The organism is Rhizobium azibense (assembly GCF_004342325.1).
GTDB lineage: Bacteria > Pseudomonadota > Alphaproteobacteria > Rhizobiales > Rhizobiaceae > Rhizobium > Rhizobium etli_B.
On record NZ_SMBJ01000015.1, the window covers coordinates 77,090 to 92,421 of the forward strand.

At 58.5% G+C, this 15,332-nt stretch carries 16 protein-coding genes, 1 tRNA gene, 1 rRNA gene and 1 pseudogene; 6 read left to right on the plus strand and 13 right to left on the minus strand.

Annotated elements, in window-relative coordinates:
• Positions 1-121: 121 nt before the first annotated feature.
• On the minus strand, positions 122-1,078 hold the full coding sequence (locus EV130_RS29070; RefSeq protein WP_074063346.1) for an alpha/beta fold hydrolase domain-containing protein: 957 nt from the start codon (positions 1,076-1,078) through the stop codon (positions 122-124).
• Between the two features lie 935 nt (positions 1,079-2,013).
• On the opposite strand from EV130_RS29070, the gene EV130_RS29075 reads away from it, so the two are divergent.
• Entirely contained in the window at positions 2,014-2,496 is a 483-nt protein-coding gene (locus tag EV130_RS29075) for a BA14K family protein (RefSeq protein WP_074062630.1), read from the plus strand.
• A 205-nt stretch (positions 2,497-2,701) separates the two neighbouring features.
• Here EV130_RS29075 and EV130_RS29080 read toward each other — a convergent pair.
• From EV130_RS29080 to EV130_RS29120, 9 genes are all read right to left on the minus strand, one after another.
• Positions 2,702-2,773, minus strand: a tRNA-Met gene (locus EV130_RS29080).
• Positions 2,774-2,867: 94 nt separating this feature from the next.
• Positions 2,868-2,981 (minus strand): 5S ribosomal RNA (gene rrf, locus EV130_RS29085).
• Between the two features lie 219 nt (positions 2,982-3,200).
• Positions 3,201-4,208 (minus strand): ScyD/ScyE family protein, encoded by a 1,008-nt coding sequence (locus tag EV130_RS29090; protein WP_074062631.1) that lies wholly within the window; start codon positions 4,206-4,208, stop codon positions 3,201-3,203.
• On the minus strand, positions 4,187-4,927 hold the full coding sequence (locus EV130_RS29095) for a formylglycine-generating enzyme family protein (protein WP_074062632.1): 741 nt from the start codon (positions 4,925-4,927) through the stop codon (positions 4,187-4,189). The genes EV130_RS29090 and EV130_RS29095 overlap by 22 nt, the downstream gene beginning before the upstream one ends.
• A gap of 16 nt (positions 4,928-4,943) precedes the next feature.
• Positions 4,944-6,005 carry an ABC transporter ATP-binding protein gene (locus EV130_RS29100; RefSeq protein ID WP_074062633.1) on the minus strand — a complete coding sequence of 354 codons (1,062 nt, stop codon included), beginning with the start codon at positions 6,003-6,005 and terminating at the stop codon, positions 4,944-4,946.
• A gap of 5 nt (positions 6,006-6,010) precedes the next feature.
• Positions 6,011-6,880, minus strand: coding sequence for a carbohydrate ABC transporter permease (locus tag EV130_RS29105; protein WP_074062634.1), 870 nt, complete (start codon positions 6,878-6,880; stop codon positions 6,011-6,013).
• 2 nt (positions 6,881-6,882) lie between these two features.
• Positions 6,883-7,806 carry a carbohydrate ABC transporter permease gene (locus EV130_RS29110; protein WP_074062635.1) on the minus strand — a complete coding sequence of 308 codons (924 nt, stop codon included), beginning with the start codon at positions 7,804-7,806 and terminating at the stop codon, positions 6,883-6,885.
• 147 nt (positions 7,807-7,953) lie between these two features.
• Complete coding sequence (locus EV130_RS29115) at positions 7,954-9,213, minus strand: ABC transporter substrate-binding protein (RefSeq protein WP_074062636.1); 1,260 nt, start codon at positions 9,211-9,213, stop codon at positions 7,954-7,956.
• A 749-nt stretch (positions 9,214-9,962) separates the two neighbouring features.
• The gene (locus tag EV130_RS29120) at positions 9,963-10,565 is read right to left on the minus strand and encodes a TetR/AcrR family transcriptional regulator (RefSeq protein WP_132662447.1); all 603 of its coding nucleotides are present in this window, start codon (positions 10,563-10,565) and stop codon (positions 9,963-9,965) included.
• A 55-nt stretch (positions 10,566-10,620) separates the two neighbouring features.
• Between EV130_RS29120 and EV130_RS29125 the strand changes: the two genes are divergently transcribed.
• The 4 genes from EV130_RS29125 to EV130_RS29140 all read left to right on the plus strand — a co-directional run bounded on the left by EV130_RS29125 (position 10,621) and on the right by EV130_RS29140 (position 12,855).
• Positions 10,621-11,070, plus strand: coding sequence for a VOC family protein (locus EV130_RS29125; protein WP_074063347.1), 450 nt, complete (start codon positions 10,621-10,623; stop codon positions 11,068-11,070).
• Positions 11,067-11,549, plus strand: coding sequence for a cupin domain-containing protein (locus tag EV130_RS29130; RefSeq protein WP_245520140.1), 483 nt, complete (start codon positions 11,067-11,069; stop codon positions 11,547-11,549). Before EV130_RS29125 ends, EV130_RS29130 begins: the two co-directional genes overlap by 4 nt.
• Before the next feature lie 196 nt (positions 11,550-11,745).
• Positions 11,746-12,300, plus strand: a complete 555-nt coding sequence (locus tag EV130_RS29135; protein WP_081377121.1) for a DUF3299 domain-containing protein — start codon at positions 11,746-11,748, stop codon at positions 12,298-12,300.
• Between the two features lie 18 nt (positions 12,301-12,318).
• Positions 12,319-12,855 carry a PLP-dependent transferase gene (locus EV130_RS29140; protein WP_281032214.1) on the plus strand — a complete coding sequence of 179 codons (537 nt, stop codon included), beginning with the start codon at positions 12,319-12,321 and terminating at the stop codon, positions 12,853-12,855.
• 170 nt (positions 12,856-13,025) lie between these two features.
• Here the strand turns inward: EV130_RS29140 and EV130_RS33640 are convergent, their stop codons facing one another.
• The 3 genes from EV130_RS33640 to EV130_RS29160 all read right to left on the minus strand — a co-directional run bounded on the left by EV130_RS33640 (position 13,026) and on the right by EV130_RS29160 (position 14,182).
• Positions 13,026-13,235, minus strand: a complete 210-nt coding sequence (locus tag EV130_RS33640) for a hypothetical protein (RefSeq protein ID WP_245520142.1) — start codon at positions 13,233-13,235, stop codon at positions 13,026-13,028.
• 204 nt (positions 13,236-13,439) lie between these two features.
• Positions 13,440-13,883 (minus strand): type II toxin-antitoxin system VapC family toxin, encoded by a 444-nt coding sequence (locus EV130_RS29155; protein WP_132554012.1) that lies wholly within the window; start codon positions 13,881-13,883, stop codon positions 13,440-13,442.
• Positions 13,880-14,182, minus strand: a complete 303-nt coding sequence (locus EV130_RS29160; RefSeq protein ID WP_132662451.1) for a hypothetical protein — start codon at positions 14,180-14,182, stop codon at positions 13,880-13,882. Before EV130_RS29160 ends, EV130_RS29155 begins: the two co-directional genes overlap by 4 nt.
• Before the next feature lie 226 nt (positions 14,183-14,408).
• On the opposite strand from EV130_RS29160, the pseudogene EV130_RS34300 reads away from it, so the two are divergent.
• Positions 14,409-14,992: pseudogene (locus EV130_RS34300) on the plus strand (recombinase family protein); the annotation flags it as partial.
• Positions 14,993-15,332 lie beyond the last annotated feature (340 nt).

Sequence of the window (15,332 nt, forward strand, 5' to 3'; positions counted from 1 at the left end):
AGACCATCATCCCGCCGCCGGTTTGGAACAAGGATGCTGCCGGCAACCATAAGCGTTGGACCTGAAATAGCTGTCACTCTTCAGCAAGGCCATCTTGTCGAGTGGCTCGGCAACATTCGGATCACAATTGCGCGGCGTCCTCCGCCCCGAGGCGGCGCGCGATACGGCCGTCCAGTTCCGCTAACCGGCGGGCGAAACCAGGATTCTCCGGCTGATATGTCATGGCGTCCACAAGCATTGTGCGCGCCGTCGCAAGCTCACCGTCGAGAATGTGGCGGTTGGCCCGATGATAGAGGAAGTTTGCTCGCTCGACCGCAGAGAAAGCCGATCCGAAGCGTGCATGAAACCGGTCGGCCCAGGCCCGATGCCTGGTGATTGCCGTCATAGCGATCTGATAGGGACGCATCGGCGCCATGACTCGGGCTGCGCGAGCCAGAGCGCGTAGACGCGGAAGATCGTCTTCGCGGCAGGCGTCGATCAGCGACAGGGCGCGTACCGTTCCGGTGAACGCCCGAACGGTGCCATGGCCTGTCATGTGGACCGGCACGAGATGCGTCCTCGCCTGCAGCGTCGCGATGCGAACTGCGTGCTGGTGATCGACGGCGTGGAACGGATCGAAGAAGAGATAGGCCCGGCCAGTTGCGTGATCAGGCGCAATCCCCATGTTGGCGTGGAGGTCGGGCGAGAAATGGCGTGCAAACCTGCCATCGAAAGGAACGGCCTTCGGTTCGATCGAGGCCTGAGGGCAAAAAGCGATGGCAACGGCGGCGTTGAAGCGCCTTCGGTACCGCAACGCCGCGTAGCCGCCCTGCGAGTGCCCGTAAAGGATCCGCTCCGGTGCTGCGCGCAGGATGGGCGCAGTCGCCTCGACCGCCTTGACGACGCTCGCCGCCGGAAACCAGTTCGGCCGTCGGCTGATGAAGCCAAGCGCCGAAATGTCAGCTTTCTCGCAGAACCGCTGCCCCCAGAAGCGGCTGCCGTTCGCCTTCATTTCCATCTCATTAAAGGTGACGAGAAGATAGGGAGATGATCCTGAATGGTGTATCACCTCCAAATTCTCATCTGAAAATACGAGCATGCGGCGATCCATCAGCAATTACGGAAAAATATACTTCAATATTTGAAATATACTGTCGATAATGAAAATATGCGTAAAAACAGACTTGAAATCAACTCCGGATTTATACCCGGGCGTGACGTTATATTTCTTGATCGCTTACACCAGCCTACAGAAGTGGCCTATCGCGAGTGCTGCGTCGAGATGAACTGTGCAAGCGCTGCAAAACGCTCGGGGCTGTTAAGCCTCGTTCCCGTGGCAGAGCGGCGGTTCCGCCGCTCTCTTTGCCGTTTGATTCACCGCTAAAAGCCCTGCTGCGGAGATGCTTCTCAGCCGCATCGACGGCCGCGAGGCGGCGCGCCACCACGTCCTGATTTAGCCGCATGTAGAGTTTGGAGGAGTGCTTGACCGAGGGCCAGGTCGGCTCGTCGCTTCTAGGGGAGACCACGCGTTTTCCGGCCGCCAGAACGCACAAAGCCCGCCGTGTGGCGGGCTTTTTGTGTATCTGGTTGCGGGGCCTAAGACCACAGAGACTTGTAAATAACTCCACGTCGCGCCCAACACCGTAGGCTACCTACCATGTTTCTTGGCGAGATAATTCGAAATATATCAACTATGGCGCCAAAAGCAGACATTCGATTTTCGCCCGGAGCTCGGGCGTACTCGATCTGCCATTAAGCAGCCCACAGGTTTGACAGGCAGCGGATGAAGAGACGCTCGACTGCCCAGTCCAGGAGCCCGACGCTGACACCTCCGACAATGGCAGCTCCATGGAGAACGACGGGAGCGATATTGGTGGTGCCATCAGTATTTCCGGCATCAGCCTATGTACGAGATGAATGTGATAGCTGGCGGCAGCTACCCGCGTGGTCCACCTCCCATTATCATCGCCACGTTCATCTTAGGTTCATTCCAATCACCCCAAAATTACCCCGATGGAAAAAGTTGGTGACTGGATGAAAAAGACTGGTCCATTGTTAATCGCGATTGCTACGGTATTTTCTGGCGTGGCCCCAGCCCAAGCGATGCCTATTTCAGAGATACGGGTGACGGATTTGAGCGCTCTGGGCGTGGACTTGGTCCACCACAAGCCGGGTCACTACGGTGGCCCGCCGCACGCGCGCGGATACAATCGCTACAGCGGCACACGTTACAGCGCTGGTCCGCGATCAGGTTATTACAATGGCTACCGGGGTTATCGCTACAATCGAGATGGCTATCACCGGCATAGTGACGGTTGGTGGTATCCACTTGCAGCATTTGGAACAGGACTGATCATCGGCGGAGCGATTGCGTCGCCACCACGTCCGGCCTATTCGAACTCGAACTCGGCCCACGTTGACTGGTGCTACTCGCGCTATCGTTCGTATAGTGCCTACGACAACAGCTTCCAGCCCTACTATGGGCCTCGTCAGCCGTGCGTATCCCCGTATTATTGAAGCAGCTTCACTTATAAGCGCGCGTGCGATGGGTCCTGCCCACTCCGTAGCCCCGTTGCCGCTGGTAGCGGGGCTTCGGCATTTCAGATCGATTGAGCGGTATCGGGCGCAGGTGACCTTCGGGCCACAAAAGGACATCCGTCTGCGTCCGCTTTGGGCCGGAGAACGAACCCGCTGCGCGGGAGGGTGCCTGCGGTTGAGGTAGCGGGCACGGGCAGGATTTGAACCTGCGGCCTTCAGGTTATGAGCCTGACGCGCTACCGGGCTGCTCCACCCCGCGTTATTGTTATGAGCGGAAGGGACCGCGTTATTGGGCCGGCATTGTTTTTGGCCGTTTGTGTTGAGAAGATTTAGATTGTTGCGTTTAGCAGACCTGGCGGCGACCGACTCTCCCGCGTCTTGAGACGAAGTACCATGGGCGCTGGGGCGTTTCACGGCCGTGTTCGGAAAGGGAACGGGTGCAGCCACCCCGCCATAACCCCAGGTCAGCGAAGCGCAACGAATTGAGAAGCTGGATTTGAGCGAACTGGACAGGAGGTTTATGCTTCGCGTTTTCCGGCCGCCTGAACGCACAAAGCCCGCCGTGTGGCGGGCTTTTTGTGTATCTGGTTGCGGGGGCCTGAAACCACAGAGACTTGTATGGCCTTCTTCGGATGTAGGCACCGATAAGCAGCCCATGCCTCGAAGCACTTTCGCGACGGTGGTCAACGGGCAGCTTCGCGTGTCAGAAAATGGAGATTGCCGCCTAACTCGGAAACGACGAGCCCCCGGTCGTCCCAAACGAGGACGGACACTGGTCGCGTCAGGCCGTCGAGAATGATCTTTCGGTCGTGTGTCATTTTATTGAGCTCGAGCAACCGCCCGCTACCCTCCCGAAAACCTTCTTTTTGGTTATAGGTGCCGTGTTCGAGGACAAGCATCTCTCCATCATTGTCGAAAGCGATACTCACTGGCGCATTGAGTCCTTCGACGTCAAGCTGCGGCTTCAACGCATGGCCGGCTTCGGGAAGCGAAACGATCTTTCCAGCACCAGCAAGGAAAGGAAAGCCGCCGAACAACGCAATATAGAGGCGCCCGTCTCGAAGGGCGATGCCGGTCGGCACCGCGTCGACTTCGTAGCTGTTGCCTTCCGCGAACTCCGTCGGCGAAAGGCTGCGCAACCCCGTTGCCGCACCCGCCATGCGGCGGAATGTCATGAGCGTACTTTTCCGGCCGTCCGCCTGCAGCCGTTCGACGCTGTTTCGAGCGGAGTCGATCACGTAGTAGGTTCCGCCCGCCACGATGAAATCGAACGGATTCCAGAAATCGCTGCTGATGATACGGGCGTGACCGGCGGCGTCGATCGCAACAAGAGCGTGATCAAACGGACCCTCATCGGAATTGACCGGTGTCCACCCCTGGGCGACCACAAAGACATCGCCGGTCCGGACGACACGATAGGGACCGGTCGGGTCGCCGATCACGTCGAAGCCATGGGGAAATATCGGACCGAATGTGACAAGCTTGCCATCCACACCACGCCGGTAAAGCCGACCGCTGGCGAGGTCGCTGACGAGCAAGCCTCCGGCATCACGGGACAGGCCGGCGAAAGCGGCGCCCGGCATGTTAAAGGTCTCGAGCTTGTAGCCGGGCGCAACCGCCGGCTCGGCGCCAGCGCTGGCTGCTAGGGACAGGAGACCAGTGACAATAATCAAGGCGCAGAACGGACGCATCGGAAGCCACCATTGGCCGAGAACCGGAAGTCGGGATCATAGGCGAGGCGATAGGTCGTGGTAAGGTGATTGGGATCGCTGTTCCATGAGCCGCCGCGAAGCACGCGGTATAGCCCGCTGCTTCTTGCGACGGTCCCGCCTTCATACGGCGCATAGTAATCGTTAGTCCATTCCCAGACATTGCCGATCAGATTGAGTACGCCCTCTTTGCTCGCGCCGGCAGCAAAGGCCTCCGCAGGCGCAGTCATCACGTAGCCATCGCGCGCGTCGGCGGTGCAACAGGCATCCGCTCCGGAATTTGCCCGCATACTGCCGGGGCGCTCGGCGCCCCATGGAAACGCGCCGCCCTCTGGTCCTCGCGCTGCCCTCTCGTATTGCTGCTCCGACGGCAGAGCCAATCCGTAGTGGCGGCAAAAGGCATTGGCGTCTTCCCAGTTCACTCCGACGACCGGTCTGTCGTCCAATCCCAGGATCGGATGATTCGCGTAGAAGGCCGGACGGTGACCGCTGGCATGGATGAAGCGCCAATATTGCCGATTGGTGATCTCGGTACGATTAATCGCGAACGCTCGACCCTCCAGCGCGCGGCGCGGGCGTTCGTTTTCGGGGCCGTCGTCACGGCCAAAGACGAACGCGCCCGCTGGAATTTCAATCAGCGGATTTCCAATGATCGGGCCGACATCGGCAGCGGCCCCGCGGAATGCAAGGGTGACCGCCATCGCCGCCGCGCAAAGGCTAGAAGTCAACACGATCTTGCGTCTCTCCATCGAACAGAAACACCCGATCCGTGGCAACCTTGACGCCGATCTGCTGGTCGATCAGACCTATGAAATTCTTGTCGGCGCGCAAGGTCATGAGCTGGCCACCCAACCGCAGGCTGACAAGCGTGTTTTCGCCGGTGAGTTCCACCGAATAGATCGGCGCAACCAGGTTGATGTCCGGATCCGCGGCTTCGGTCGGATGGACGTCTTCCGAGCGGACACCGAGGACGGCGTGAGAGAGGTTTGCCTGGCCGATACCCCCCACCTTGAGGCCGGCACTAACGAATACGCCGTTCCTCACTTCCCCCGGAATCAGGTTCATCGGCGGCGAGCCTATAAATCCGGCAACGAAGAGGGTGCGCGGATCGTTGTAGATTTCTCGCGGCGTCCCGAGCTGCTCGATCACGCCCTTGTTCATCACTGCCACGCGGTGGGCAAGCGTCATGGCTTCTATCTGGTCGTGGGTGACGTAGATCGTCGTGACCTGCAGTTCATGTTGAAGGTGCTTCAGCTCGGCGCGCATCTGGGTGCGAAGCTTGGCATCGAGATTGGACAGCGGCTCGTCCATGAGAAAAACCCGTGGCGTACGGACGATGGCGCGAGCGAGAGCTACTCGCTGGCGCTGACCGCCGGAAAGTTCCTTCGGCAGACGTGACAACATCGAGTCGAGCTCCACACGCCGTGCGACTTCGGCTATCCGTCGCTTGCATTCAGCAGGTGGCACTTTGCGGATCTTCAGCGGGTAGCCGATATTGTCCTCAACGGTGAGGTGCGGATACAAAGCATATGACTGGAAGACCATTGCAACGTCGCGATACTTGGGCAAAACACCATTGATGCGGTCCGTATCGATGTAGATATCGCCCAGCGTTGCTTCCTCGAGACCCGCAACCATGCGCATAGTCGTTGTCTTGCCGCAACCGGAAGGTCCGAGCAAAACGAGAAACTCTTTGTCCCTGATCTCGAGGTTGAAATTTGTCACGGCGACGAATTCGCCGAACTTCTTGCAGACGTTTTTGAACGTGACGGACGCCATAGGATTCAACCTTTGACGGCGCCCAGAGACAATCCCCGGACGAGATGCTTCTGGACGATGAAGGCGAAGATGACGATTGGCACGCATGCCATGAACCCGGCCGCACTGATTTCGCCCCAATAGGTGTTGTACTGCGTTACGCGCCCGGCAATACCGATCGGCAGCGTCTGCGATTGCTCGGTCAGCGTAATGATGAGAGACAACAGAAACTCGTTCCACGAGATGATCAGACAGAAGATTGCAGTAGCCGCCAGCCCGGGCCGGGCGAGAGGCAACGCTACGTGAAGGAATGCGCCCCATCGCGTGTCGCCGTCAACGATCGCTGCCTCCTCCAGCTCGACCGGAAGATCCTGGAAATAGCTCTTCATCATCCACGTCGCGAAGGGCAGATTGAACGCGGTGTAGGCGACAATGAGAGCCGACTTCGTGTTGAGCATGTCGAAATAGTTGAAGAACAGATAGAGCGGAATGATGCTGACGATGGGCGGCATCATGCGCGTCGACAGGATCCAGAACGAAATCTGCTTCCGCCACTGCCACGGATAGCTGAACCGTGCCAGGGCGTAGCCCGCCATGGTGCCGAAGGTCACGGAAACCATGGTCGTTCCGACGGCGACAAGAAAGCTGTTCAGGGCGTAGCGCAGAAACGGTCGTTGGATGAACGCCTGGTCGTAGTGTTTCAGCGTCGGGTTTACGGGCAGCCACTCCGGCGGCACTGCGAAAATGTCGATATCAAACTTGAATGAGTTCGATGCAATCCAATAGATGGGAAAAAGTGTGACGACTAGCGCGACAAGGATCGTCAGATAGGCCGACAAGCGGATGAGCACCTCTTTGGTGCGGCTGCGCGCGTGTATGGTTTTTGCCATTGTCATGGTTAGTCCGCTAGCCGCATGCGTTTCATGAACCAAGTGCTCAGAATGATCGTCACAAACAGCACGAAAAGCGACATCGCCGCCGCGTAGCCGGGATCGGCGAAGCGGTAGGCGACCTGATAGATGTAAAGGCTCAAGACCTTGGTCCGGTCAGCCGGGCCTCCTCCCGTTAGGATGAAGACTAGATCGAAAAGACGCAGTGCATCCATGACACGCAGGAGCAAAGCAATCGCGATAACTGGCTTGAGGAAGGGCAGCGTCAAGTCCCGGAACTGCTGCCAGGACGAGGCGCCGTCGAGCGCGGCGGCCTCGTAGGGCTCAACCGGCAGGCTGGCCAATCCCGCCAACATCAGAAGGAATATGAACGGCGTCCATTGCCAGACATCAGCGACGATGATCGAGAACATCGCGAGGTTCACGTCCCCCGCCCATGCCTGCAATGGCAGACCAAGGCGGAACATGATTTCGTTTAGGACGCCGAATTGAGGCTCATAGATGAGCTTCCATGTGATGGCGACCGCGATCGGCGGCAGCATCATGGGGATCATCAGGACGGTCTTCAGAAAAGTCAGCCTGCGGATGAATTTATCGAGGAGCAGCGCTAGACCGAGACCAAGCAGGAATTCGGTCGCCACCGCCACGACTGTGAATATGGTGGTGTTCCATAGCGCGACATGAAATTGCGCGTCGGAAAGAAGCCGCGCGAAATTGCCGGCACCGACGAACTCCCAGGGCAGATCGGGATTCGGGCTGATTTTGTGAACCGCCGCATAGAACATGTAGACGCTGGGAAAGATCGTCAGCCCCAGCAGTATGAGGACCGTCGGCGCAAGCATGAGGAAGCGCAGGTGACGCTCTGCCCAACGCTCCAGACCACTACCCGGCCGGAACTCTGCAGTCGATGTGCCGCTTTCGGACGTCAACATTGCCCTCTTCCGTAGAGCGCCATCCCGGCTTGGGTCCGCAAACCCGGCTCCGCCTGGCGGCTAAACAGAGCGCCGCGTCCGATTGGACACGCTAAAGACGCTCTATCCCTTTGAACCTGCGCATAACCTTTCCGAAATCGTTATGCGCTAGTAAATGTTCGTAATCCGTGAGACCGCCTCCTGAGCATTCTTTAGGGCTTCTTCTGGTGTGACCGTGCCCGCGACGGCTTTGGAAAGCTCTATGCCGAAGGCATTTTCGATCTCCGGCCACTTCGGGTGACGCGGGCGGGGGGTCGAGGCTTGGATCGCCTCCATCAGCACTGGATAGTGTCGGAACTTCTCTTGCGAGGTCAGTTCGGGATCGGTGAAGACCGAGGTCCGGACAGGCGGATTGCCGCGTGTGGCGGAAATCTTTATCTGTTCGGCCGAGGTCGCCCACACCATGAAGTCGAAGGCTTCCTGCTTGTTCTTGGAAGCGGACATGATGCCCATGGTCCAGTGGCCGATTTCCGAGCTGCCCGGTTTGGTTCCAGCGGGAATGGGGCTGTAGGAGATCTTGCCAACCATCTTCGACTGGCTCGGATCTTCGAAGGTCGCAACCCAGTTCGGCCAGTTGATCGATGATGCAGCAGTACCGGCGGCTAGCGCCGTGCCGACCTCGTTGGCATTGTAGCTCTCCACGCCTTTCGGCGAGACGTCGCGCAGCGCCATGAATGTCTTCATGGCAGCGGCCCCTTCCGGCGTGTCGATCGTTACCTTGGTTCGGTCGGAGTTGAACATATCCGCGCCATAAGACCAGAAGATCGGCATGAAATCGGCAACCACGGGGTTGCCCTGACCGCCGCGGAAGACGTAGCCGAAATAACGGCCACCTCCGTTTTCGGTCAGCATCTTGCTCGCCTTCAGCACGTCATCCCAGGTCTTCGGGACATCAACGCCAGCTTCCTTGTACTTGGCAGCGTCATAAAAGAACATCTGGGCATTTCCTACATAGGGCAGACATACATAGGGTCCCGTATTATAGGGGTTGCGGCAGACCGCCAGCGACTTCGAAAGGAAATCGCTGTCCGGTCCTTCCATTCCGGCCTTCTTGAAGAAAGCCGTTAGATCCTCCAGATGTCCGTTCTCGGCAAAAAACGGAATCCACGGGTCGTCCATGAGGATGATATCGAAGACGCCGGACTTGGTGGCGCCGGCATTGGCGCCCTGCTCGAACACGTTGGCATAAGGCGCCTGAACGGCCTCCACCTTCGTGCCCTTCATCTTCGCGTAGTCTTCAGCGGCGGCCCTAAGGCCGTCGCCCTCGCTGCCCGAAGGTACGAGGATCGTGATGTCGGCCCACGCGACTCCGTTGATCGCGAGTGCGGACGTCGCAATAGCCAAGGTGAGAAACAATTTGCGAAGCATTGCACACCTCCCATTCCGAGCTGTTATCCAGAGGCCTTTCATAGGAGGCCTCGCCCTTTCCGGCATGGCGGAAAATGCTACTACGACGCCGGTGCGAACCACTTTCCGACAAACCGAAAGATCCCCCGCATCTCCTCCTGGAGCCGGGCGTTTTCCGGCGTTAATTTTATCACATCGAAAGCTATATTTAGAGAGCTTATATTAGCATTCTGTGGACTTTCGCCTTAGCAATCAGGAAGGTTTGGGAACTAGGTTCTGGTTTCCTGGTGCTGGGTTGCGCCATTGTTCCCACGGGCAACTCATCGCTTGCGATGTGCTAGGCCCGAACGCAAGAAGGCCCTCCACGATGGGAGGGCCTTCTTGTTGATATAGTTCGTAAATTCTGGTTGCGGGGGCGTGATTGCACCGAGACTTGCATTGAACGCAGCTCACATTTTGATTTGACACGCCGTTTCTCTCTTAGCGCATCAGCGCTTTAGAAAGCGCTGATCTGGAGAGGCTCTTTGCCGCGTCCCCTGGTGATTGAGCAGCGCGAACGTTCCATCTGCAGGGTTCCAAGATACTCCGGATCGAAAATCCCAAGCCCACTCTCACGTTCGATGAGCAGACACAGGTTAAACTGGGATTAACCAAGAGTATTTGATTTTCTGCATCGGCGCTTCGGCTCGATGTTGCTGACACCCGTGATGGGGCTGAAGCGCTCGATCTTTAAGGGGGCGACGCCCTCCAAGCATCTCTTTTCATATTACCTATCGCTCGGGCCTAGCCACGACCTCCAGCGCAATCGCGACGATGCTGTCGGCGAAGCCCGCGTCGAGTGAGCGATGTCCGACGAGCAGCCGGTAGAAGACGGGTCCGTAAATCATGTCAAGCAGCACTTCGAGGTCTTGCTGCAGCACAATCTCTCCCTGCGCGGCCGCCTCGAGCAACAAGGCACGACCGGCCTCGCGACTCGAGAGGATGACCTGGGTGCGGAAGGCCTTGGTAAATTCGCTTTCGGGGTCGGCGGCCGCGAGCGTCATGGCGATTTGGCGCCCTCTCGTCGTGGCAAAGGCCTGGATCAGCGATCGCATTTGCGCCGTAAGCGCGGATCGCAGATTTGTCCCGCCCTCTTCGAAGGCGCCCGGATCTCTGGACATCAAGGCGGCCATGGCGAGTTCGGAGGCGTTCGCCCAATGCCTGTAGATCGTCGGCTTGCCCACACCGGACCTCGCGGCAACCGCCTGGACGGTCAGATGGCCAAACCCGTCCTCGATCAGGATGTCGTGCGCTGCTTTCAGGATCCTCGCCCGCGCCAATTGGCTTGGCGGTCTTCCGCGCCGCTTCGGTGGGCTCATGTGCTCTTGACTCATTCAATTATGAAACGTAACGTAACGTAATCAAATGCTGACGACAAGGGGACCGCCCATGTCCACCTCGATTTCGTCTCTGACGCCCTATTTCATCGTCAAGAACGCTCGGGAGGCGATTGACTTCTATCGAAGCGCCTTCGACGCAGAGGAGCTTTTCCGTTTAACGGATCCCCGTGACGGTCGGATCGGCCACGCGGAACTCAAGATCGGTGAAAGCACCGTCATGATCGCCGACGAGTATCCCGATTTCGGCGCGTTGAGCCCCGATACGATCGGGGGCTCTCCTGTAACTTTCCACCTCGCAACTTTGTCGCTCGATGCCGATCTTGCCCGGGCCGTCGAGGCGGGGGCCGTCGTTCTGCGGGCAGCCGCAGATCAAGCCTATGGCGAGCGCGTCGCCATGGTCGTCGATCCTTTCGGCCATCGGTGGATGCTCTCGCAGAAGATCGAAGATGTCGCGGCTGAGGAAATACAGCGCCGCTGGAACGAGGAGACTGGGGCATGAACGCGGCGGGCGGCGATCGAACTGAAAGAGCCGGCATGGCTCCGTTGAAGAAGCGTTTAGGGAAGGACGGTCTGTCGGACCGCCGTCGCGACGTCATCCTTTTGCAGCCGGGAGAAGGGCGACACTATAGGCTTGGCCTGCTCAGCGGCGTGTTCAAGGCCGACGAAGCCGAGACGGAGGCTGCCTATTCGGTGTCAGAATGGATCCTCGAGCCTGGCCTGAACGGTATCGGCGAGCACAGCCATGTCGCAAATGACGAGGTCTTTTATGTGCTCGAGGGTGTGCCCGAAATCCTCATCGGCAACTGCTGGCGGTACTGCACGCCGGGGACCTTCTTGCGAATACCTGCCGGCACGCTCCACGATTTCCGAAATACCGGAGAGGCGACCGCGAGGCTGCTCAATCTATTCATCCCCGGTGGGTTCGAGCGCAATATGCCCAGAATCTGCGCTTGGTTCTCTGACCAAGAAAAGCTTTAGGCGGCCGAAAAGCGGTTCTGGTACTCGCTCACCTTTCTCGCCTATCGGCTTGAGCCGGTCACGCAGGCGTTCATAGCGCCCTCAAAGCTGCGAGGAAACCGAGGTAGATCGGCCTCTATTCATCAATGCGGGCATCTTGAATCGGCTGCGTATTCGATCAATGGTGGTGCTCGCCTGTTGTATTCGGAGCGCAAGTATGATGTGCGATCATCCCCTCTTAAAGACCGCTGTATTTCTTTTTGGTTTCTCCTGCCTGTCTTCGGCTGCATTTGCAGGCGCTAAATCGATTTCATGGCGCGATTTGCGGCCGGATGACCAGCCGGATCGATCGGTACAATCGCTTGCTGCGATGGATCGGCCGGAAGCTGAAAGTCTTGCATGGCAAGAGGATGCACAGGCAGTCGAGTTAACGGGCTTCATCCTGCCGATCGATCAGGAAGGAGACTTGGTTTACGAGTTCATGCTCGTCCCGTGGGCCGGCGCATGCAGCCACAGCGCTTCGCCTGCGGCGAACCAACTCGTTCACGTATACCCCGAAGAGCCTTTCCGCATCGCTCGAGTTTACGAGGTAATCACCGTCACCGCGATGCTGCAACCCGGTTTTGACAGGGCCCAACTCTTCATCATGGATGGAACGCGCGTATTGGATTACGGCTACAGCATGCGCCGTGCCAGAGTGGCCAGAGCGACGAAAATAGCCGATCCAGATGTCCGCGCACTCCCACCCGGGAGCTTCTTGTCCCGGCGATAGCCGGTCAATGATATCGACCTGCATCGCCGTCTCAAGGATACGATGCGGATGATCGGGCTCGGTGTCTCACCAGATGACTGCGAGCTGGCCTTGCGCGGTATGGAGACGATGGGCGTTCGCCTTGCCCATTCCGGGCGAGTAGCCATCGAATTCGCCAAGCGGATCGAAAGCCGGGTTGCGCCAGGTCTTGTCCTTCATCCTGCATTGCCAGCCGCACCCGGACATGACGTCTGGAAGCGAGACTTTGCCGGAGCGAGCGGCGTGTTCAGCGTTGTCATTCCCGCCAACGCCGAAGAAGCCCTGCCAGACCTGCTAACAGCCGCGAAAACCTTCTCTATCGGCGCATCCTGGGGAGGAACCCACAGCCTGCTCGCACCGATGACCATCAGTCGCGCAGCCGATGAAAACGCGCATGCCGGGACAATTCTTCGAATCAGCATCGGCCTTGAGGATGAAGACGACCTTTGGGCGGACCTCGAACCGATAGTGGATCTCGTCGCGTCTGAACCGACGATCGCGAAAACGGGCTGTACCTACCCTGCTCAACAACAATAAAGGGAACGACAACATGAAAAACTGGAAGATTGCCACCGTGCCGCGGGTGTCGCGCTTGCGGCAACCGTCGCTCATGCGGGGCCGACTTTGGACAAGGTCAAAGCCCGTGGCCATATCGTCTGCGGCGCAAGCCAAGGCACCGTGGGCTTTGGCTCGCCGGATGACAAAGGCTACTGGACAGGCCTAGATGTCGAGACCTGTCGAGCGGTCGCGTTGCCATTTTCGGCGACAAGCCAGGCCTCGAACCCTAGCGTCGGCTCATCAAGAAAATCGGCCAGAGAAACGGCATCCTGCCGTGCCTTGATGATCGGGCCGATAGAGGCCGGCACGTCGGGAAGAGCCTCAATTGTCGCAAAGACGGCAATTTCGAGGTTCGCCATTGTCTTGCCACCCGCCGAAACCGACGTGCCGGAACCCGCAGAACGACGAGGTTTTCCATCCGCAACCATTCGGAGATCAGCGCTTGGAGGCGAATGCGGCCTTGTTTCTGGTCGAGCCCAAGCAGAAGATCGCCGGCGTTGCCGTCTTCCGTCAAGCCAATGAGTTGATGCTCGATAGGTACAGGCGGCGCAGCCGTCATTATTCTATTCTCCCCCCTCCAAGCCGCCGCGCAGCGGATTTATGATCTGGAGCCCCATGAAGTCTTTTTCGTTGTCCGTCACCACAACACAGTCATTTGCGCCTGCGACAGCCGCAATGATCATGTCGAGACCACTGCGGGGGCGGCCAGCCATCTTGCCCTCCGCCATGAGTCGCGCCCAGACCAAACCGGCTTTATCATCGAAGGACAGGATACGCCCGGCAAACAGCGCCTGCGGCCCCTCTGAACCCGCGAACCATGCGTCGAGGCTGTCACGCTTCTTGCCTCGCGGCTTTTCCAGAATACCGCGCCGAATTTCGGCGATTGTCAGCGAGGCAATAAACAGATTCTCGTCGCGCTGCTCGCCCATCCAGGCCAGAAGCGACTCCGACGGCTTTGGCTTTACGATGTTGCTGATGATGTTGGTGTCGAGAAGATAGCGCGTCACAGATCGACCTTGCGCCCCTCTTCACGGGGGCGGGAAAGGTCGAGTTCGGCGCCAACAAGGGGCGAGCGCCGCAAAGCGGTCAGGATATTTCCGGGTTTCGGCGGCTTGCCGCCGACGGCTGTCTTGACGGCCGAGCGGACGTGCTCCGCTTCCGGGCCTTCCTCAGCCAGGCGACGCGCAAGCGTGCGGATCAGTTCGCGGTCGGATTCAAGAGCCATGATCTCGAAGCGTGTGAGGCCTCGCTGCGTCAGGCGCGTGCGATAGTTCTGCGTGGCTCTTTTCTGTGCGGCATTGCCCATGGCTATCCTCCATTCTATGTCTGGATATATAGTCCAGATTTGCAGCGCCGACAAGTGAGGACAGGATGGCAGAGCGAGTTCCCGACGATCTCGGCAGGCCGGAGCAACGTCAGTATTTTCCGTCTTCTGTGACGCGCTTCGCTACGTCAGATTTCGCCTGGACCGACGACGACGCGCCTAATGCCGCCGGATATTCACCTCTGATTACAGTTGCTTATGATTCAATTCGGGAGGCGGAAACGCCTATGGCTATGACGTGGTCAAGAAGTTTGACCGGAACGGCGATCCGGTCCGTGGTGACCGGACCATCAATGATTTTCAGGCTGATGTCATCCGCCGGATCTTCCGCGACTATGCAGCAGGAAAATCGGCCAAGCGGATTGCCTTCGAGTTGAACAAGGAGGCCATCCCCGCGCCGGGCGGTGGCGATTGGGGCTTCAGCACGATCAATGGCAACCCGAAACGCGGCAATGGCATCCTCAACAACGAGATGTATGTCGGCAAACTGATCTGGAACCGAACCGCCAGCGCTTCATAAAGGACCCGGACACGGGCAAACGCCAGGCCCGGATGAACCCTGAGGCGGAGTGGATTAAGGACGTGCCGAAGTTGCGCGTCCTTGATGACGATCTTTCGCAGGCCGTCAAGGAGAGTCAGAAAGCCGTCAAGCAGAACCGGAACGACGATAACGAGACCGAGAACCATTTCCGCAAGGACATCCGACGCGACCAGCTTGAGGCGCGCGTTCTCAATGCGCTTCGGCATCATCTGATGGAGCCGGAGCTGTTCAAGAAGTTCTGCAACGAATTCACCAGTGAGATGAACCGGCTCCGCATGGAAGGGCGAACTTCGATCGACGCAGCCGAAGCCGAGACGAATCGTTCCCCCATCGACTCCGCCGTTCCTCACCAGAATTTCCACACGCAGCGCATACCTCGCCTTAGACACGTCGCTAGCGACGTCGCTAAAGACGTGTCTTACGCCATCACGCCGACATCCGGCAGGCGGTGACAATCGGGCGGTTACAAAGCAGTGGGCTATTCGTCGCGCTCACCGTATCCCCACAGTGAGGGCCGTCTTGTGATGTGAGGCGGAACGTTGGATGTCCTAGTGCAAGCACTAGGGATAGTCCTATGACAATGCAGCAAAT